The following is an 18,073-nucleotide window of genomic DNA, read 5'->3' as shown; positions in this document are numbered from 1 at the left end:
AGTGTGGAATAACAGGACGCGTCATTTATTTTTATTTTGTCGCCCGGGTAATTATACTGGGCTTATAGTCTTAGATAAGGAGTGATTCTGACGGGCAAACTTGACCAAAAAACAGCGATCATCACCGGGAGCGGCGGCGGAATCGGCAAAGAGATCGCTTTTTCCTATGCGCGGGAAGGGGCGAAGATAGTCATCGCCGACTTCGCCGAAGAAGCGATGAACACAACGGTGCAGGAACTCAGAGAAGCAGGATTCGAAGCTTTGGGAGTGAAAGTCAATGTAGCGGATAAGCAGGAAGTCGAGGCTATGGTCGACAAAGCAGCGGAGGCGTTCGGCCGCGTGGACATTCTGGTAAACAATGCCGGGGTCGGTGACAATATGAAGGCGGCTGCCAATGTGGAGGATGTGACCTGGGATAAAGTGATGGATATCAATCTGAACGGAGTAATGTATACCATCCGGAAGATTCTCCCCCACTTTCAGGAAAACGGGGGCGGGGTCATCGTCAACATGGCTTCTATTACAGGACTCACAGGCGGCCGGGGCGGTCTTGCCTATACTACCGTGAAACACGCCGTCGTAGGAATGACGAAGAACGTCGCCTCCCATTACGGACCGGAAAACATCCGCTGTAACGCCATTGCGCCGGCTCAGGTTCAGACCGGCTTTTCCGCTTCGATGGACAACGTGGACAGTTTCGGGATGGAAGCGGCTACGAGAGGCGTCAATCTTATGCCGAAAGCGGGCACGGTGGAAGATATCGCTAATATCGCCCTGTTTTTCGCATCAGAAGATTCTGCTTACATTAACGGAGTGGCCCTCGCCGCGGATGCGGGCTGGAGCGCTTACTAACCGTCCCTGCAAAACAAAGAACGGACCCTGTTCCTGCGGTCCGTTCTTTACGTTATTATAATAGAGACATACTGCATACAAAAGGAGGACACCCATATGAAAAAACAGGTTAAAGTCGTGGCAGCCATAATCGAGAACGAGGAAGAGGAAATCCTCTGCGCTCTCCGTTCTCCCGATATGAGTATCCCGAATATGTGGGAGTTCCCCGGCGGAAAAGTCGAAAACGGGGAATCTCTGCAGGAAGCACTTGAACGGGAAATCAGGGAAGAACTCGGCTGCAGCATCCGGGCCGGCGAAGTTTTTAACCGGAATGTGCATGAATACGATTCGTTCATCATTGAACTGATCGCCATCAAAGCCCGGCTTCTCGAGGGGGAGCCGGAACCGAAAGAACACGCCAAACTCGTATGGCTGAAACAGGAGCACCTCCCGTCCCTCGTCTGGGCTCCCGCCGACATACCGGCAGTCGAAGAACTTACACCTTCTCGGTAAGTTCTGTGAACAGCTGTTCCGGCAGCTGGTGATGCAGAGCGATCTGCACTTCCACCGGCTGCTCTCCCCTCCAGGAAAGGGCATCCCCTTCTCCGATATAGATATACGGTTCCGTAAACCCGTTTTCAATCTGCTTATACTTGCGGACGAACAGGTGCAGCCGGATGCCACGCTCGCGGTTATGAAGGATATTTTTCCCCCGCTCGGAGTCCTGCCTCGTACTGTTCGGAGTTTCCCACTGGAACTGCGTCCGGCTGATCAGTTTATCATTGTAGTTGATGCTTTCTTTAATATCCGCCTCTTTGTGCAGATCGATGAACAGAAAATAGTCATTCCCGTTCTGCAGCAGTCCGGAGCCCCGAAATGCCGAATGACTCTTGCGGTAGTTCGACAGCAGAGCAGCATCCGCCATCTGATACTGTTCATACAATTTAAAGTGAGGAATCCCGTAATAACGGGAGCCGAATTCCCGCTCATATCTCAACAGTCCGTATTCAAGTACGTCCAGCAGATAGGCGCGGTACTCCGGATTGCTCAGCAGTTTATCGAATAACAGCGTCCGCTCGGCCCTGTCCCCATCATAAGACACGAGTTTCGGCGTTCTCTTCCGCATCCCGGAGTCGAAAAATTCCTGGTTCACGTAGCAGAGGGCGTGTTCGACACTCGCTTCCGGCACCTCTTCCACCCACTTCTCCATTTCCGTTCGTGCTTCTTCGCGGGTGAGCGCCCGTTTATGGACGAGAGCCCGGAGAACCGCGAAGTCATAGCTCCGTTTAAGCGGAAGCATCGATGAAAGCCATTTGAGCGTTTTGATGAACGTCTCATCTGCGCTCAGTTCTTTAAGATGATCGTCTTTTTCCGTAGCTGCGACGAATTCCAGGTACGTGTTCTTCTTCCTGATGAAAGAAACCGGATCCGGAGCGTTTTCGTACGTATAATAATCCATCAGCCAGTGCGGAGTCTTTCCGGCCCGGACGCGTTTGAACTCCTGGTACTGCTCACGGAGATATGTCATCGACATGAATGACTCCCGGTCAATCTGGGTCAGAATCCGTTCTTTCGAAATTTCATCCATTTCGATATGGGTGGCTCCCGGCAGATGAGCGAAACCGGTGGATATAGCGACTTTCAGACTTTCTTTGTCGTAATAGCGCTGTCCGTTCAAAGCGATGGCGATGAGAAACGTCTTTGCGTGATTTCCGATAAAATCAAGCACCGTCAGAAACTCTTTGCCCTCGTGTTTCCGGAGGCCCCGCCCCAGCTGCTGGATGAAAACGATCGGTGAATTCGTAGGCCTGAGCATCAGCACCGTATTTACAGAAGGGATGTCGACCCCTTCATTAAAAATATCCACCGTAAACAGAAACTCGATCTCCGACTCATCCGATTCCAGACGACGTATAGCTTCCTGCCGCTCCACGCCGGTATTCTCTCCATCCATGGCAAGACTCGGTATACCGCGCTTCCGGAACTCTTCCGCCATATATGTGGCGTGCTCCCGACTGGCACAAAATCCGAGACCTTTTCTCTTCTTGCCGTCCCAGCCGTAAAATTCCATGTTTTCAATGATGAAATCGACGCGTTCATTCACTTTAAGCCGTCTCGTCATTTCATCGATATCGTCGATGGACACGTCGCGGAGATCCACTTCATCGATGTCCGTTATTCCGAAATAGTGGAAAGGGACGATGATATCGTCTTCCAGAGCGTCATGCAGACGTACCTCCAGTGCCACGTTCTGATCGAACTGTTCAAAAATCGACTGCTGGTCTCCCCGCTCCGGAGTCGCCGTCATCCCGAGCGTAAAGACGGCATCGAAATAATCGAAGACTTCCTGGTACGTCGGAGCCGTGACGTGATGCGCTTCATCGTAGATGATGTAATCGAAGGTCCCGGGATCGAAGGACTCGTAATAGTTATGAAGCGTGCGGATGTTAGCGAACAGATAGTCCGCGTCCATATCTTTCTGTGTACCGGTCAACAGTCCGAAAGACACGTGAAAGTTATGTAAAAAATATTCGAACGTCTCCTTCGCCTTCTGCAGAATTTCCTCGCGATGCACGACGAACAACAGCCGCTTCGGCCGTTCCCGGCGTACGTCAAAAGCGGACATATACGTCTTCCCGGTACCGGTAGCCGCAACGACGAGTGCTTTCTTCTCCCCGATGCCCCGGAGCCGGTCAAGGTTCTCCATAGCCCGTGTCTGCATACTGTTCGGCGTTACGTACGTGCTTTTTTCGTAAACGAGAGACTGATGTGTGACCGTCTCTTTCAGGTTACGGACGAGTTCGGTATAATCATGCAGAAACTCATCATCCACCCTGCGGCTGCGTTCCCACAGATCGTTGAATTCGCTGATCACCCGGTCCATGAACGCGGCATGCTGTTTGGAAATAAGTTCGACATTCCACTCCACGTTACTTTTCAGGGCATGCTGGGTGATGTTGGAGGACCCGATGATCACTTTGTAACAGTCTTCGTATTCAAATATGTAGGCTTTCGTGTGAAAACCGGTCTTATCGGTGACGAACACCTTCGATTCTATAAGCGGAAACTCCCTCAGCTTCCGCAGTGCTTCAGGATCGGTGAAATTCAGATAAGTGGAAGTGAGAATCTTCCCTTCCACCCCTGCTGTCTCCGCTTCCTTCAACGCCTCCAGCAGCAGCTGGAGACCGCTGAAATTGAGAAAGGCGACACTGAAATAAAAGGAACGGCACGTCTCAAGGGAGGTTTTCAACTCCTGCAGAAGACTTTCCGTTTGTGTATTCACAATAAGTCGTGGTTCATTCGGCATACCCTCACCTCTGATTCTGGAAATAATTTGTATCCATCGTATATGAGTTTCCCCGATCGATCAATGACAATAGTTTCCAGGACCCCCGGTTTTACGGACGCAAAAAGCAGCCGGCCTCCCGGTCGACGGCTGCTCCGCTTATGCCCCTGGCACTCCTTAAAAACCCCAGTCCCAACCGTAAGCCTTCACTTCCACGTCTTTCACTTTCCCGGCATTTTCAGCAGGTATCTCGGGGTAAGTAAGTTCGAATCCTGCTTCACTCCCTGCGTTCACGCTGACAGAAACGCTGTCGGTCAGGACGCCGAGCAGAGAGCCGTCTTCTGCGTAAAGCCCTGCAGCAATCCTGATATCCTCCTGCACATCCCCGGTCGCATTTTCAACGATTCCCGTGACTCGATACGGATTATATTCGTCCCCCGGGCCATGCTGAACACTTTTTGTTTCCATTAAGTTCGCATCTTCTCCAAAAGCTTCCCGGTATTCAAAGTTATACGTCGTATGATCGAACTCTTCCGGATCGGTTACTCCATCCAGAGTAGTCGTCTGAGATACGAAAGCAGTCTCACCCGGCTTCAGGACTTCCGGCGTTGCACTGTTCATGGCATCGGTACCAAGAACCGATCCTTCTCCATTCATAAAATTCATCTGTACTTCCCCGATCACTACCGGAACGTTACCGGTGTTCTCCAATACAGCCGCAGAATGAACCCAGAGAGAATCTATGGAGTCCACCCATGCGCCATCAGTCTGATCAGCTATCTCAACAGCTGCAATTACGTTTTCTTCCTTCTTCTCTTCCTGCGCTGCATCCGGTTCCTTCTCTGTCGATTGTTCCTCCACCGGTACTTCCGCTTATCCCTCCTGCCCCCCGGCCGCTTCCACCTCTTCACTTTCCGGAACGTTCCCGGCCGTTTCTCCGGCCACCTCCTCTCCCTTACGCAGCTTCCTGCTGTATTTTTTCTTTTCTAAAAATACCCATTAAACCTGCCGGCACGAGAAACAAAGCCGGAACCACTCCAAAAAGACTGATGGAAATAAGAATAGCTACGCCGCTGATCAGCATCATCCAACCTCCAAGCCCGGCTTTGAATTTAACGACTACCGCCCCTATAACAGCCAGACTGCTGAAAATAAAGGCGCTTGCTCCAAGACTCCCGAGCTCACTTGTCTCATTCAAAGCTGCATCCACCGAACCGATAAACAATGCAAAAAAAGCTCCGCCAAAACCGATTAACCCTCCTATAATCCCTAACGCCATCTCTGTCGTTCTGCTCATCCTTCACCCTCCTTTCCAATTTTATTACATATATTATAAAATTAATTATCTGAAAATTCTATACATTTATAATGCAGGTGCAAAAAATTGCCAACGCTTTACATTTAACAGAATTTTTTGTAATTAATATGGAAGGCTTATCCAATCTCCTCTATACTTGGACACAGGCTGAAATTCAGGAGGTACCAAAGTGAAAAAATATTGGACGTTACCACTGCTCGTCATCGTAATCGGCATTATGTTCCTAATGTTTCAAAACTATAAGCAGGCCGCTGCCCTCCCTTCCGATTCATGGCACCGGGAAGCGAAACTCGGAGAAACCAGGGTCCGCGCCGGTCTGGACGGTAAAAAAACGGAAAACGGCATTCGTCTCGCTTATTTCACGGAAGAAGCTCTCGCCATTCAGACGTACGACGAAAATTTGAACAGTACAGAAACTACGAAAATCTCCATCCGGAATACGAAAGGGTCTGACGTTTTCATCGGCGGTACACATACGATTTATTACAGTGACGGAGGAGTGTATCGTGCCGACACGGAAGATAAGATCGCTGAATCGGAAATCTTTCTTCCCACTGAAAAGGGTGCAGTATACGCAGAAGGGGGAAAAGCCGTCTACGTGGACGGAGAGACACTTGAAACGACCGTCATATCCGAAAACGTAACGGAATCCTCTTCCATCCACGCCTATGAATCGAATCGGGGGACTGTCGTTTCCGTCAGTGAACGGGAAGATAACAGTCTAACTTCCTCTATTCACCTAAAAAGGAAGGATGAAGTCGAAAAAGTGGATCAGTTGAATGTCGACCTCTCCCCTTCCCTGAAGATGGAAGACACCTATCCGTTAATCCAGGGAGACACTGCCACTCTGCTCATCAATGCCGTTCCGGCTTTCGTCCGTTCCTCTACAGGAGAGAAAAATTTCTTCCTGGCTAACAAAAAGAACGGTTCCGTTTCACTCACTGACGTTACATTTCCGGATCCGAACAGAGAAGGAAGTCCCCTGCAGGAAGTTGAAGACCTTCACGTTTATGAAAAAAACGGAACTCCTCTTCTCCTATTCAGAGCCCAGGGGTATACTGAAACGAAAACAGGCAGCACGGAAGCGTTCAACGTTTTCGAAGGAGAAGTGAAAAATGGCAGTATCACTACAGAGAGACTCAGCAACACCCCGCGTCTGTCCGTTCGCCCGGAAATGATCGATGCAGGGATGATCGCCTGGATTGAGGAGGGGGCGGATGAGAACACACTGTTCACAGCCGCTTCCAAAGAGCATACAGATTTTTCCGCTCCCGCTTTCTCCGGGGACATACTGCTCCGTACAGCAGGAAAAACACTGACGATGCTGTCGACCGGGCTTATGACCATTTTTCTGACTGTGCTCTGGTATGCCGTTCCCCTGCTGGTTATGGTGTTCTGGATGTCGAAACGCCGCAACCCTTTCGACGAAGAGAAAGAATGGGTTCTGTATGTATCGGCAGCCATTTACACGACAGTCGCCTTACTGTTCGACCATCACCTGTTCAAGCCACAGCTCATCGAGGCTCTGCCCGGGATACTCGATTTTCCCGGCAGTCCATTCGCAATCATTCTTCTCTTCTCTCTTCTGTCCTTACTGATCGTCAGATTTTCGGGAATGGATAAATGGTGGGGGCTTCCGGCACGTGTCACTTATTTCGTCGGCCTGCACGTCGTGTTTATGACCGTTTATGTAGGTCCCTATTTATTCTGATGTTTCACGTGGAACAAACGGTGCATATCTGTTTACCATTTTCATATTGAGAAAATCAGCCGGAAAATTTTCGGCTGTATTTTTTTCAGAAAAATGTTTATTATTCAAATAAATGGGAAGATGTACAGTGGCCTCTCAATCAATGAGGAAAACATATAACCGTGAGGGAAATTTACGTACAATCGCGCTTACAGCATCATTAATAAAATTCTGTTTACTCAATAGCCAAAAGCCGGACCCTCCTGATTCAAGGGAGGTTAAGCTTTTGGTTTCGCTGTCTCAGTTTTTATGGAAGGGCTTTCTCCCGGAGAAAACTCAACCCTTCCTTTCATGCTGTAAAAGTGCCGGAAAGTACTGCTTTCTCTTCGGTTGAAAATTAAGGAGGAATGGAAGTATGGCAATGGATAAATATCCGTCCAGGCAGGGTGACCACAAGGAGATTATGGACCGGAAAGACCCGATCGTTCACGGCGGTGCCGACTACGACGGACCTCTGGAGGAAAAAGATTTAAGCTTCTATGATGAGAACGGGTACATCATGCTGAAGAACCTGTTCACTGCTGACGAAGTTAAGCTTATGAAAGAAGAACTACGTAAAACGATGGAAAATAACGAAAACCGTGATGCGCCGGACGTCATTAAGGAGCCGAACAGCAACGAAGTCCGCTCTGTATTCGAAATCCACAAAGACAGCGGGTTCTTCGAAATGCTTTCGAAAAATGAGCGTATCGTCAAAGCGGCCCAGCAGATTCTCGGCAGTGATGTGTACATGATGCAATCCCGTATCAACTTCAAACCGGGCTTCAAAGGCAAAGAGTTTTACTGGCACTCGGACTTTGAAACGTGGCATATGGAAGACGGCATGCCTGATATGCGGGCGCTCAGCTGCTCTATCATTTTGACGGACAACTACGAATTCAACGGCCCGCTTATGCTTATACCGGGATCACAGAAGTGGTACGTCTCCTGCCCGGGCACGACTCCGGAGGACAACTTCAAACAGTCACTGAAAAAACAGGAGACCGGTGTACCGGACAACGAAAGTATGGAATGGCTCACCGAACAGGCCGGCGGACAGATTGACCGCGCCACCGGACCTGCAGGCTCTGTCCTCTTCTTCGACTGTAATACGATGCACGGCTCTGCCGGGAACATCTCCCCTTATCCGCGCAGCAACGTATTCTTCGTATTCAACTCGGTGGAGAACAAGCTCGTGGAACCGTTCAGCGGCACGGAGCCGCGCCCGGAATTTCTTGCTAACCGGGAAGATACTTCCGCTATTAAACCGCAGGCAGGTTCTCTGACAGAAGATGTCTCTTCCAGATAATAAGAGATGCAGCACCCCCTTATAAAAAAGACGCATGCCTCCAGAAGAGGTATGCGTCTTTTAGTATTATCTGTGTCTTATGCATTGGCACGCTGGAAACTGAAGGTCGCGAAAAGTACGAGAACCGCGGCGAAACCTGCGATGAACAGCACTTCAGCGAACATCGTCACTTCCTGTCCGAGTATCGTTATATTCAGCCCCATCGCTTCCGAGACGGCAGCAGGAATATTTTCCACTTCAATCATCAGTTTCTTCATCACGTCCACTCCATAAGTGACCGGATTAATTTTGACGATGACATCCATCCATGCCGGCATATTACTCACCGGGAACAAAGCCCCCGAGAGAAAGATCATCGGCATTACGAGAATCTGAACGGTCAGCTGGAAACCCTGTGTAGAGCGGATAAGGCTTGCGAACAGCAGCCCGAGCCCGGACAGCGCACAGCCTAAGAGAAACATGAACGGGATTACCTGCAAAAGAGCCGTAATACTGTAGGAGAGCCCGAGGAACGGGATAAGTAAAAACAACAGCACCCCCTGGATCGTTGCGATCGTGGCAGCTCCGAGCATCTTGCCGATAGCGATACTCACCCGGGAAATGGGTGATACAAGAATTTCTTTCATATACCCGAAATCTTTATCCTCGATGACGGACATCGCAGAAAAAATGGACGTCATGAGAAGCGTCATCGCTACAATCCCCGGGAATACGAATTCCACGTAGTTGAATCCTTCCGCCCCTTCCGGCATGTTACCGGCCATCATCGTTTCCATTGAACCGCTCATACCTCCGCCGAAAATAAGCAGAAACAGAATCGGCATTGAAAAGGAGCCGATCAGCCGGGCTCTGTCCCGGAAAAATTTCGTCAAGTCTCTTTGCCATATTGCAAATATTCCTTCCATCGGTCATTCCTCCTATTCTTTCGCGTCTCCGATTTTTCTGCCTGTGAAAGCGAGAAAAACGTCGTTCAGGGTCGGTTTCCGGATATTGAGTCTGGTGATAGGTATTTCCAGAGTTTTAATGAAAGAAGAGATGAAAGCGTCACTGCTCTCCACTTTCAGATGAATCGTATCGCCTTCCACACTCACGTCGGCTCCCTCCACCTTCTCATCGATTTCACGAAGCGCCTGATCGTTATCCTCTGTCGACAGTTCGATCATGTCCCCGCCGAGCTGATCTTTCAGGGACGTCGGAGAATCCAGAGCGATAATCTCCCCCTGATCCATAATAGCGACCCGGTCGCTTATTTCCGCTTCGTCAAGATAATGGGTAGTCAGGAACATCGTAATGCCCTCTTTCTCTTTCAGCTTCAGAATGTATTCCCATAAGTGGGAACGTGTCTGCGGGTCCAGGCCCACCGTCGGCTCATCGAGGAACAGAACCTTCGGGTAGTGAAGCAGTCCCCGGGCGATTTCAAGACGTCGTTTCATTCCGCCCGAAAAAGTTTCCACCCGCTGTTTCCGTTCATCGACGAGGTCCACAATCTCAAGCACTTCCCCGATCCGTTCCTGGCGCTTGTCTTTCGGCACTCCGTAGAAACGGCAGTGCAGCATGAGATTTTCGTTGGCAGTCAGTTTCTCATCAAGCGTATTTTCCTGAAAGATGATGCCGATACTGGCCCGTACTTTATCTTTTTCTTTTTTAGCGTCATATCCATTGATCATAATGCTCCCGGAAGTGGGCTTCAGCATCGTACAGATCATATTGATCGTCGTGCTCTTCCCGGCTCCGTTCGGCCCGAGAAACCCGAAGATCTCCCCTTCCTCCACGTCAAAATTGATGGCTTTCACCGCTTCGGTCTGTTTGTATTTTTTCGTCAGATCTTTCACAGAAATCACCGGGTCCATGTATTTTCCCCCTCTGCGTAATAGTTATGATATAATAACTATTATCCGCCTAACCCCGGCAAAAGTCAAAAAGAAAGGAGCGTGCAGCAGATGACGACGGATAACGAGCTGATCGACCAGATACTGAGCGTCCTCCCCGCTCTTCCGAAGAAGCTGTTCGGGGAGGTGCGGCCTTTCGAGGAAAAAGACCTTCACCCTACCCACCTGCACATTCTTCATATGGTGGAACAGGATGGGCCGCTACCTATGAAAACAGTGGCGGAGAAGCTTTCCATCAAAAAATCGAACCTCTCCCCTCTCGTCGGAAAACTGATTGAGCACAGACTGCTTGAGAAACAGAAACATGAGAAGGACCGCCGTGTGACGCTCATCCGGCTGACCGGGGAGGGAGAAGCTTTTCTTAGTAATAAAAAGCAGTATATGAAAGATAAAATGCGCGAGCGGCTGGCATCGCTTACCCCGGAAGACCGGGAGACGCTCCACGATACGTTTTCCAACCTGGCGGTCATCCTGGACAAAATGAGCCGGTGAACTTCTTCCGTGTCAGTGGAGCTGCTCATCGGCTCGATGCACAATTATGAAAGGGACGGCGGCAGTGAACGTACAGATGCCCCGCTCCATAGCCAGCACATCCGTCAGACCGACCTCCTCCAGCAGACGGCTCAGGCGTTTCACCCTCTGCCTGAACGTCGTCGACCTCACCTCCCCCTCTTCTCCGGTCAGTTCTGCCATAACCCCGGCGTCAAGCGGTTCCTCCCGGGAGGACTGGAGAAGGTAGTAAAGAATTTTCCCATCGTCCCGACTTATTTCTTCCGTCTTACCATCAAATCCGACTTCAATCGTCTCATCTCCAACGTACAGATGTCCGGTCCCCCGCTTCTTGTGGAGCAGGGTTTCCTCCACTTCTTCCTTGGAGAGAAACTCTTTTCTCTCTCCCGTTATTTTCAGAAAGGCATGGTCGTTCAAATAGCTCTCGGTCGCCTGCAGCTTTTCATAAAGACCGGCCATATCAGAGGAGGAGAACGGTTCGTATTTCCCCGGTACAGAAAGAACGTTCATCTTCTCGTGGACATCCTGCAGAACGTGTAACTCACTCGCGATAAGGTATAGATGAGCATAGTACAGCTGTCTTTCGTTTAAGGGGAAACGTTCGGCCCGTCCCTGGACTTCCACCGCTTTTGAAAAATGACTGCCCGCTTCCGTGAATCGTCCTCTCCGCACGTACAGAAGACCGAGACGGTAATGAGCGAGAGGAAGATGATCTTCGAAGTGGAGAGCCTGCTTCAGGGAATCGATGGACGCTTTCTCATCTTTTCTATACACCGTTTTCCTATAGGGGCCGTACTCCACCAGATAATAGATGAGTCTCTTTTCCACATCCTCAGCAAGATCCCTGTCGTTTTCCCTTCTTAACTGCTGCCTCAGTTCCCTGTACAAAGCTATCAGACGGGAGTAGCCGCCTTTTTCCTCTTCAAGATTTCCCTTCGCTTCCCGGATCTCCTCCAAAAGATCGTTACTCGTCCTTTTCGGCATTTATCCCTGCCTCCTTTTACATACTCTCCTCTTCCTATACCCCGAACTTCCTCTTTCTCGACACGTGTAAGGAAAAATACATACTTTTGTCGTGAGATACGTTAAAGTGAGAAAAAGACAGACAACAGGAAGGAAAAGATACCTATGTTCTCAAAATCCCAGTGGCTTAAAATCATTCTGGTCCTTTCCCTATTTCTTACCGCCGCCTACATCACTCATTTCCGGCTCGACCTCGGACCTTCCGATATCCGCGACTTCATCTTATCGTTCGGGTGGTGGGGGCCTTTCGTGTTTTTCCTCATTTATACGGCCGGACCTCTCATATTTCTGCCGACGTCCGTCCTGTCTCTTGGAGCCGGGCTTCTGTTCGGGGTATGGCCGGGGGTTCTATACATTATCATCGGAGCAACAGGAGCTGCCATGACAGGCTACGTGATGGCCCGTCTGTTCGGAAAGTCCATCGTTCCGCTGGATAACTTCTCCTGGGGAGAGAAACTGTTCAGAAGAATAGAAGAGCGCGGCTTCTTATACATCTTCGTACTGCGGCTCATCCCCATCGTCAGTTTCGACCTGCTCAGCTATGCAGGCGGAATCGCCAGGGTGCGCTTCCGTTCGTACATCCTCGCTACCGTCCTAGGGATGATTCCCGGGACCTTCGTCTACAGCTTTCTCGGCTCAAGCCTTGCTTCCGGAAGTATTGTGACGATCGGAGCAGCGGCAGCGGTCTTCGTACTCATGGTGGCGGTGACGTATTACTTCCGGGCGCCGGTCAAAAAATGGCTCGGACTTTCCTGAAACAGAAGTTTTTGCATTAAATCGGCAATCGGACTTTTAAGTTTCCCTTCAGAGGGTAAACGAGGGTTATAAAGGAGAGTGTAGACGTTGGGTCAATTCAAACTGAATCAGATGGCTCCGGATTTTACGCTTAAAAGTACAGCCGGAGAAGAATACAATTTTTCAAAAATGATAGAGGAAAGCGGGGACGACTGGCAGCTCATCGTCTTCTTCCGGGGTTCCTGGTGTCCTGCATGTATGAAGGAACTGAAAGAGTTCGAAGAGGAGAAAAAGTATTTCGACAGACAGCAGATACGACTGACCACGGTCACTTATGACGACAGAGAGAAGCTTGAAAACATGGTGGAGGAGCACGGGTTCACCTTCCCGGTTCTCGTCGACGAAAATCTGGACTTTTTACGGGCATACGACGTTCACTTCCACGGGGAGGATGCTCCTTATGAGGATCACGGCACCCACGGAGAGCCTGCCTATTTCTTAGTGGACAACGAAGGAAAACTTCTGTACCAGCAGCGCCAGACGAGTCCGTTCGGTCGTCCTCACCCGAAAGAACTGCGTAAGATCATTCAGTATATCAGCAAAAATTTGAAGCAGAAGTCCGAATAAAGTTCAGGATAAAAGCAGATACAGATATAACAAAGCCGAACTGCACAGTTCGGCTTTTTGTGTCTGTTCAGTTTTACACCGGGCTCACCTGATATAAACGAACTCCGGGTGCGGATGACTGAGGAAATCGTGATGGGAAATCGTCCAGGCGTATGCCCCGGCCTGGGTGAACACTACGGTATCCCCGGCCCGGAGAGACTCTACATAATCGCCACGCACGAGAAGATCATTCGGAGTACACAGCTCTCCCGCGATTACGACTTCCGTATTTTCCACGCCGGGGCGTGCAAACGGATACTCCCACTCGTCTTTTGCCACGACATAGAACGGCTGACTGATCTTCCAGGCCGCCGGAAACCGCAGATGATGCGTCCCTCCACGGACTACGGCGAATGCCTGCCCGTGATTCTCCTTCACGTCCACCACTTCCGTGACGTAAAAGCCACTGTCACCCGTCATGTAACGGCCGACTTCAAGAATCAGCTCGTGGCCTTTTGTATCGATTTCCGTTACACCCTGAGCGAAAGTATCCCAGTCAAAAGGCTCTTCCGGGTTCCAGTAATTGATTCCGAACCCTCCTCCGAGGTCGATAAGAGAAGTGTCAAGGGCGTATGCTTCCTGCCACTGCAGAGCCTTACGTACTGCGAGCTCTGCAAACGCCACGTGGACTCCGGCATCAAGATTATTCGACATGGCATGGAAGTGGAACCCCTGGATGGATATGTGAGGGGAGGCGAGAGCTTCTTCGATCAGAGACGGCATCCACTCCTCCTCCACTCCGAACTGTGTCGGAACGCCGGACATTTTCAGACGGCTCCCGGACACGTCCTCTTTCAGATTCACCCGCAGAAGGACGTTCGCCGTACGGTCCTCTTTGCCGGCAAGATACGCCATACGTCTCAAATCCTGGAAACTCTCCACGTTCAGAAGCATATCCGGATCTTCCAGCGCGCGCCTAACCTCTTCTTCTTTTTTGGAAGGTCCCCCGAATATACGCGGACCGTTCCACGTCCGGTCCATCTCTCCGCCGGAGGCGATTTCGAATCCGTCCACGACCGGCTCGAGTGTCCGGATGATCTCCGGATCGGGATTCGCTTTTACGGCGTAATACAGCCGGCAGTGGCCGGGCAGACCGGCTTTCATCGTCTCCGCCCGTTTTTTCACCCCCGGCAGGTCATAAATGTAGGCGCAGACGGGACTCTTCCGGTTCTTAATGTATTCTCTGACTGCTTCCATCATTCTTCTCCTTCGTAGAGCGGATTCGACACTTCACTGAACCACTCCTCTTTTTCTCCGTACAGACGCATCTTCGTCAGGGATTTGTGCATCACGGTCTTCTGTTTTAAAAATCTCCGGTCCGTTTCCGCCTGCTCCGGCACTTCTGACGCCAGCCGGCCGCACGTCTCACTGCATATCTCCCTTACGATACTCCAGAACTCCATCTCCTCCACTCCCGTCGCTTCGACGAGCTGTCGGATTATTTCGCCGAGATGATTCTGAAATACGCTGTAGTACAGCTTGTGGTGCATCGACGCTGCGTCTGTAGCAACGGATACCGAACCTTCCTTAAACTCAGGATGCAGCCCGCGTTCGTTCAGCCGCGACTCATAGAAGCGTGAACCGCCCCAGTCGCGGAAAAAGAAGCGGGTGATGCTTCCATTTTTGAAAACGGGCACACTGTTCTGCAGGTGTCCTTCAAGGGCCACGCCGTATTTGGTCATGAGCGTGAGGTACGGCGGAAGCACAGTGCGGGCATAGTCCCGGAAAAAAGCCGAAGCGGCCTCGCGTTCCGGGAGACGTTTCTCTGCTGCATACTGCCGAAAGCGCGCCTGCAGAATCGTTCCCTCTTCTCCCGGCTCTTCCGCGTAAAGAGCCATACCGGCGATCGCCTCTTCCCCTTCCTCGAGATAAGGGGTGATGTTCTCTCTCAAAAGCATCGTCAGGTTCCTTCTTTTCAAATTATCCTCAGAGGCAAACGATCCTCCGCCAAGTTCATAAAGGGGGGTGAATCCGGAAAATGATTCCCGTTCAAAAATGGAATGGAGCAACTCACTGACGACGCGGGCATTTCCTGCCGTCTGCGGAGAGATGGAGCGCACGGTGGAAGTCATCTGACTGTTCACCGCAAGCTTCAGCGCAGGCCCCTCCCCCGATACCGGAACGAGTGTACGGAAGGAAGACGTCGCTTTCACGGGAAGGGAGACGTTTTCCAGTAATACGACGCTCCCGTCTATGAGCTCTTTCTCGTAAATGGACGGAAGCGCATGAATGAACTGCCATTCGTGTACGGGAACGATGACAAAGTCCGAAGGCTCGTACCCTCTCCCCTTCAGTTCTTCTTCACTTTTACGACAGCACTCCGGAAAGTGCGTATAGAGAAGCGACTGCTCACGGGACGTCCAGCTTTCTTTCCGGACCGCAGCGAACCGGACAGGAAACGTATGACCGAATTCAGGGGAATAGCGGAACGAATCTCTGTAGGAAAGGCCGAGTCGCGTCTTCGCCCCCGGGTGGAGGTGGTGTCCTTCGGTGACCTGCTGTTCAAAAAACAGATGATCCTTTCTCTTGCCTCCTCCCTGCACGGCTCGTCCTGCATAAGCAAGAGAAAGGTTCGCCGTGCCGTTGTCGAGTTCCTTCTGGAAATAGGAGAGGTTCGGATACTCCTCCTCCGTAAACAATAGTCCTGCAAGCGTTGAGGCGGTCCGGACGGGGGTCTCCCCTTCCGAGTCTACATAAGTGATAGTCCCCGTCGTTTCGATACGGTTGAAAGCATACACCGCCCGTACCGGAAATACGACCGAATAGCCGGAAAAGTGCAGAGTTTTTCCGATAAGCGAACCATCATCTCCGTACTCCTCCGACGATCGGTCATAAAGCCCCTCCCTCAGCACGGCAGAGGCCAGTTTGTGCAGAATGCCGCTGCGGCCGGCGGAAATGAAGCGGAGAAACCCCGGTACATACGCCGGTTCGTCGCTTTCAAGGAACTGCAGACATTTACTTTCTTCCTCCAGCAGTTTTTCACCGGACAGCGATTTAATCGGACGGCTCATCATACCGGCTCGCCTCCTTCCTGAAATGGGTTCGGGGTGTCCACGAATTCATAATCCGTAAACTGCCCTGACAATCTCATGCGAACGAGCGATTTCATACGGGCCGGACGTGTCGTGAGTCTCTCCTCATCACGTGCCGCCCGCTCGGTGTCCGAGGAGTGCAGACTCTCCTCTAATACACGGCGTACCGCCGCCCACATGCCCGCCTCCGGCAGTGAATGCCGGCGGGCGAGAATCATGATGATTTCCCCGAGATGGTTATGGAAAAGGGCGTGGGAGAAAATGTCGGTCAGATCTTCCTCTTTATCGGTGAGAAGGTTCGTCGACGGATCGATCGGTGCTTCTTCAAAATGGCGGTTCAGCCGCTCCGGCAGGATACGCACGCCTCCGCAGTCACGGATATCGATACGCACCGGCCGCCTGTCTTTCAGAATGACGACGGTATTCTGCAGATGAGCTTCCATAGCAATACCGTATTCACTCATGAGTCTCGTCACTCCCGGCAGCAGTACGCGGGCGTATGTTTCAAGAAAAGAGATGAACGCCGCTTTCGTCATCTCCCCGGCCAGTTCTTCGATCAGAAGAGAACCGGTTACCGGAGACGTGGAAATAAGGGCTGCCGCCGGCATGGCTATTTCCCCTTCCTGAAGAGCCGCCTCCGGATTTTCCCGTAGAATGGAAGCCACGTTTTTCTCAAAAAAGTTACGGTCCCGGTCGTCCTCCGGGGCGTAGTGGATACCGGCAAGGTCGCGGGAGAACGTCATCGCCCCGCCTACCCCTGCATCTTTTCCGGCAATTTCCGTCAATAACCCGGCCATGACCGGCGCATTCCTCGTCGAAGCTGCGGATACCGTACGGACGGCACTCGTCATCTGCACATTCATCGCCGTTTTCAAATGAGGAGCCCCGTGCCCGGCAAGCGCCATCGTCCGGAACGACATGAGCGCATGAGACGGAAGTCTGGAAGCGAGCGGAATCATCGTTTCGTCTTCCAGTTCTTTTTTATAGTAGACAGGTAACGTGTGCTCCTCCTGCCACGGATGCAGCGGAATGAGGCGATAGGAACCGGAGAGAGCTTCGAATTCCTCTTTCACTTCAGGTGACGCTTCCGTCAGAGTCCCGGTCATCGTCGTATGAAAGGGTGCCGTCTCCCTCACCTTATCGTCGCGGACGGCCAGAGGCACGAGTTCGGGGGAGGCTCCCCATTCCGGTGCGTATTTTCTCACGTCTTCCGGAGACATCGGAAGTCTCGTCCTTGTGCCCGGATGCGTCGTGTGGCCGTCGATCACCCACTGTTCAAAAAAGACGAGCGGGGAAAAATTCCGGTCGCTCTTACTCCGGTTGAGGACGTATTCCCAGGTGTCCTGCTGCCTGGGCACACTCTCTTTTCTTTTATCAAAAGCTTCGAGGGCGGAGGCGTAATTCAGAGCACTGTTCATCATTTCTTTGACGAACGATTCATTTCTGAACCCGAGCAGCATCAGCAGCTCCTCCATCCGCTGAATCTCCTGTTTTTTTCCGGAAGGATCAACGTAGACCGGGCTCCCCCCGATGTCCATGTGACCCAGTATGTACGTACGTGACACCGGCACTTCCACGCGACCGCCTTTCGGGACTTCAATTTCCAAACCCTCCGGCGTTTTGTTAAAAGATACGAGATTTTCACGAATAATGCTTTGCAGAAGCAGTCGGAAAATATAGTTCTCCGCCTGTTGTTCATAACTGGTATTCATAACTTCCACTCCTGTCTCTTCCTTCTAAAAGAA

The 18,073-nt window shown here is 51.2% G+C and carries 16 protein-coding genes; 7 read left to right on the top strand and 9 right to left on the bottom strand.

The features are described from left to right. Positions 1–81 precede the first annotated feature (81 nt). Both CKW00_RS00515 and CKW00_RS00510 read left to right on the top strand, forming a co-directional pair. Complete coding sequence (locus CKW00_RS00515; protein WP_233129682.1) at positions 82–852, top strand: glucose 1-dehydrogenase; 771 nt, start codon at positions 82–84, stop codon at positions 850–852. A gap of 96 nt (positions 853–948) precedes the next feature. After that, on the top strand, positions 949–1,344 hold the full coding sequence (locus tag CKW00_RS00510; RefSeq protein WP_095820888.1) for a (deoxy)nucleoside triphosphate pyrophosphohydrolase: 396 nt from the start codon (positions 949–951) through the stop codon (positions 1,342–1,344). Here CKW00_RS00510 and CKW00_RS00505 read toward each other — a convergent pair. The 3 genes from CKW00_RS00505 to CKW00_RS00495 all read right to left on the bottom strand — a co-directional run bounded on the left by CKW00_RS00505 (position 1,328) and on the right by CKW00_RS00495 (position 5,414). Continuing rightward, a complete protein-coding gene (locus tag CKW00_RS00505; RefSeq protein WP_233129681.1) occupies positions 1,328–4,114 on the bottom strand; it encodes a DUF3427 domain-containing protein in 2,787 nt (928 codons plus the stop codon). The two genes, CKW00_RS00510 and CKW00_RS00505, sit on opposite strands and share 17 nt — an antisense overlap. 180 nt (positions 4,115–4,294) lie before the next feature. After that, complete coding sequence (locus CKW00_RS00500) at positions 4,295–4,978, bottom strand: FxLYD domain-containing protein (RefSeq protein WP_095820886.1); 684 nt, start codon at positions 4,976–4,978, stop codon at positions 4,295–4,297. 94 nt (positions 4,979–5,072) lie between these two features. Then, complete coding sequence (locus CKW00_RS00495; protein ID WP_095820885.1) at positions 5,073–5,414, bottom strand: hypothetical protein; 342 nt, start codon at positions 5,412–5,414, stop codon at positions 5,073–5,075. Positions 5,415–5,604: 190 nt separating this feature from the next. On the opposite strand from CKW00_RS00495, the gene CKW00_RS00490 reads away from it, so the two are divergent. Continuing rightward, positions 5,605–7,146 carry a hypothetical protein gene (locus CKW00_RS00490; RefSeq protein ID WP_095820884.1) on the top strand — a complete coding sequence of 514 codons (1,542 nt, stop codon included), beginning with the start codon at positions 5,605–5,607 and terminating at the stop codon, positions 7,144–7,146. Positions 7,147–7,540: 394 nt separating this feature from the next. Then, positions 7,541–8,473 carry an ectoine hydroxylase gene (gene thpD / locus CKW00_RS00485; RefSeq protein WP_095820883.1) on the top strand — a complete coding sequence of 311 codons (933 nt, stop codon included), beginning with the start codon at positions 7,541–7,543 and terminating at the stop codon, positions 8,471–8,473. A gap of 77 nt (positions 8,474–8,550) precedes the next feature. On the opposite strand, the gene CKW00_RS00480 is transcribed toward thpD, so the two are convergent. Further along, on the bottom strand, positions 8,551–9,378 hold the full coding sequence (locus CKW00_RS00480; RefSeq protein ID WP_095820882.1) for an ABC transporter permease: 828 nt from the start codon (positions 9,376–9,378) through the stop codon (positions 8,551–8,553). Positions 9,379–9,390: 12 nt separating this feature from the next. Then, complete coding sequence (locus CKW00_RS00475; RefSeq protein WP_095820881.1) at positions 9,391–10,323, bottom strand: ATP-binding cassette domain-containing protein; 933 nt, start codon at positions 10,321–10,323, stop codon at positions 9,391–9,393. A gap of 90 nt (positions 10,324–10,413) precedes the next feature. Between CKW00_RS00475 and CKW00_RS00470 the strand changes: the two genes are divergently transcribed. Next, positions 10,414–10,854: a MarR family winged helix-turn-helix transcriptional regulator gene (locus CKW00_RS00470; RefSeq protein WP_095820880.1), complete on the top strand. Its 441-nt coding sequence runs from the start codon at positions 10,414–10,416 to the stop codon at positions 10,852–10,854. Positions 10,855–10,866: 12 nt separating this feature from the next. Here the strand turns inward: CKW00_RS00470 and CKW00_RS00465 are convergent, their stop codons facing one another. Beyond that, positions 10,867–11,856: a hypothetical protein gene (locus CKW00_RS00465; protein ID WP_095820879.1), complete on the bottom strand. Its 990-nt coding sequence runs from the start codon at positions 11,854–11,856 to the stop codon at positions 10,867–10,869. A gap of 144 nt (positions 11,857–12,000) precedes the next feature. Here CKW00_RS00465 and CKW00_RS00460 point away from each other — a divergent pair, with 144 nt between their 5' ends. Together CKW00_RS00460 and CKW00_RS00455 are read left to right on the top strand one after the other, a co-directional pair. Beyond that, positions 12,001–12,651, top strand: a complete 651-nt coding sequence (locus CKW00_RS00460; RefSeq protein ID WP_095820878.1) for a TVP38/TMEM64 family protein — start codon at positions 12,001–12,003, stop codon at positions 12,649–12,651. Between the two features lie 87 nt (positions 12,652–12,738). Then, on the top strand, positions 12,739–13,257 hold the full coding sequence (locus tag CKW00_RS00455) for a peroxiredoxin family protein (RefSeq protein WP_408640525.1): 519 nt from the start codon (positions 12,739–12,741) through the stop codon (positions 13,255–13,257). A gap of 84 nt (positions 13,258–13,341) precedes the next feature. Here CKW00_RS00455 and CKW00_RS00450 read toward each other — a convergent pair whose 3' ends face one another. From CKW00_RS00450 to CKW00_RS00440, 3 genes are read right to left on the bottom strand one after another with little or no spacing between them, the layout of a single operon-like run. Beyond that, entirely contained in the window at positions 13,342–14,493 is a 1,152-nt protein-coding gene (locus CKW00_RS00450) for a type III PLP-dependent enzyme (protein WP_095820877.1), read from the bottom strand. Continuing rightward, entirely contained in the window at positions 14,493–16,307 is a 1,815-nt protein-coding gene (locus tag CKW00_RS00445) for an IucA/IucC family protein (protein WP_095821044.1), read from the bottom strand. Before CKW00_RS00445 ends, CKW00_RS00450 begins: the two co-directional genes overlap by 1 nt. After that, positions 16,307–18,040 carry an IucA/IucC family protein gene (locus tag CKW00_RS00440; RefSeq protein ID WP_143544211.1) on the bottom strand — a complete coding sequence of 578 codons (1,734 nt, stop codon included), beginning with the start codon at positions 18,038–18,040 and terminating at the stop codon, positions 16,307–16,309. The genes CKW00_RS00445 and CKW00_RS00440 overlap by 1 nt, the downstream gene beginning before the upstream one ends. Between the last annotated feature and the right edge of the window lie 33 nt (positions 18,041–18,073).

It is taken from the genome of Salimicrobium humidisoli (assembly GCF_002295105.1).
Taxonomy (GTDB): Bacteria; Bacillota; Bacilli; order Bacillales; family Halobacillaceae; genus Salimicrobium; species Salimicrobium humidisoli.
Note: the sequence above shows the minus strand (reverse complement) of the source record. Positions and strands in the feature narration are given on the sequence as shown.

What these genes read in the sequence shown, in the direction of transcription:
- CKW00_RS00510 (WP_095820888.1), top strand. Translation starts at nt 949, where the DNA reads ATGAAAAAACAGGTTAAAGTCGTGGCAGCCATAATCGAGAACGAGGAA.
- CKW00_RS00495 (WP_095820885.1), bottom strand. Translation starts at nt 5,414, where the DNA reads ATGAGCAGAACGACAGAGATGGCGTTAGGGATTATAGGAGGGTTAATC.
- thpD (WP_095820883.1), top strand. Translation starts at nt 7,541, where the DNA reads ATGGCAATGGATAAATATCCGTCCAGGCAGGGTGACCACAAGGAGATT.
- CKW00_RS00480 (WP_095820882.1), bottom strand. Translation starts at nt 9,378, where the DNA reads ATGGAAGGAATATTTGCAATATGGCAAAGAGACTTGACGAAATTTTTC.
- CKW00_RS00475 (WP_095820881.1), bottom strand. Translation starts at nt 10,323, where the DNA reads ATGGACCCGGTGATTTCTGTGAAAGATCTGACGAAAAAATACAAACAG.
- CKW00_RS00470 (WP_095820880.1), top strand. Translation starts at nt 10,414, where the DNA reads ATGACGACGGATAACGAGCTGATCGACCAGATACTGAGCGTCCTCCCC.
- CKW00_RS00465 (WP_095820879.1), bottom strand. Translation starts at nt 11,856, where the DNA reads ATGCCGAAAAGGACGAGTAACGATCTTTTGGAGGAGATCCGGGAAGCG.
- CKW00_RS00460 (WP_095820878.1), top strand. Translation starts at nt 12,001, where the DNA reads ATGTTCTCAAAATCCCAGTGGCTTAAAATCATTCTGGTCCTTTCCCTA.
- CKW00_RS00450 (WP_095820877.1), bottom strand. Translation starts at nt 14,493, where the DNA reads ATGGAAGCAGTCAGAGAATACATTAAGAACCGGAAGAGTCCCGTCTGC.
- CKW00_RS00445 (WP_095821044.1), bottom strand. Translation starts at nt 16,307, where the DNA reads ATGAGCCGTCCGATTAAATCGCTGTCCGGTGAAAAACTGCTGGAGGAA.
- CKW00_RS00440 (WP_143544211.1), bottom strand. Translation starts at nt 18,040, where the DNA reads ATGAATACCAGTTATGAACAACAGGCGGAGAACTATATTTTCCGACTG.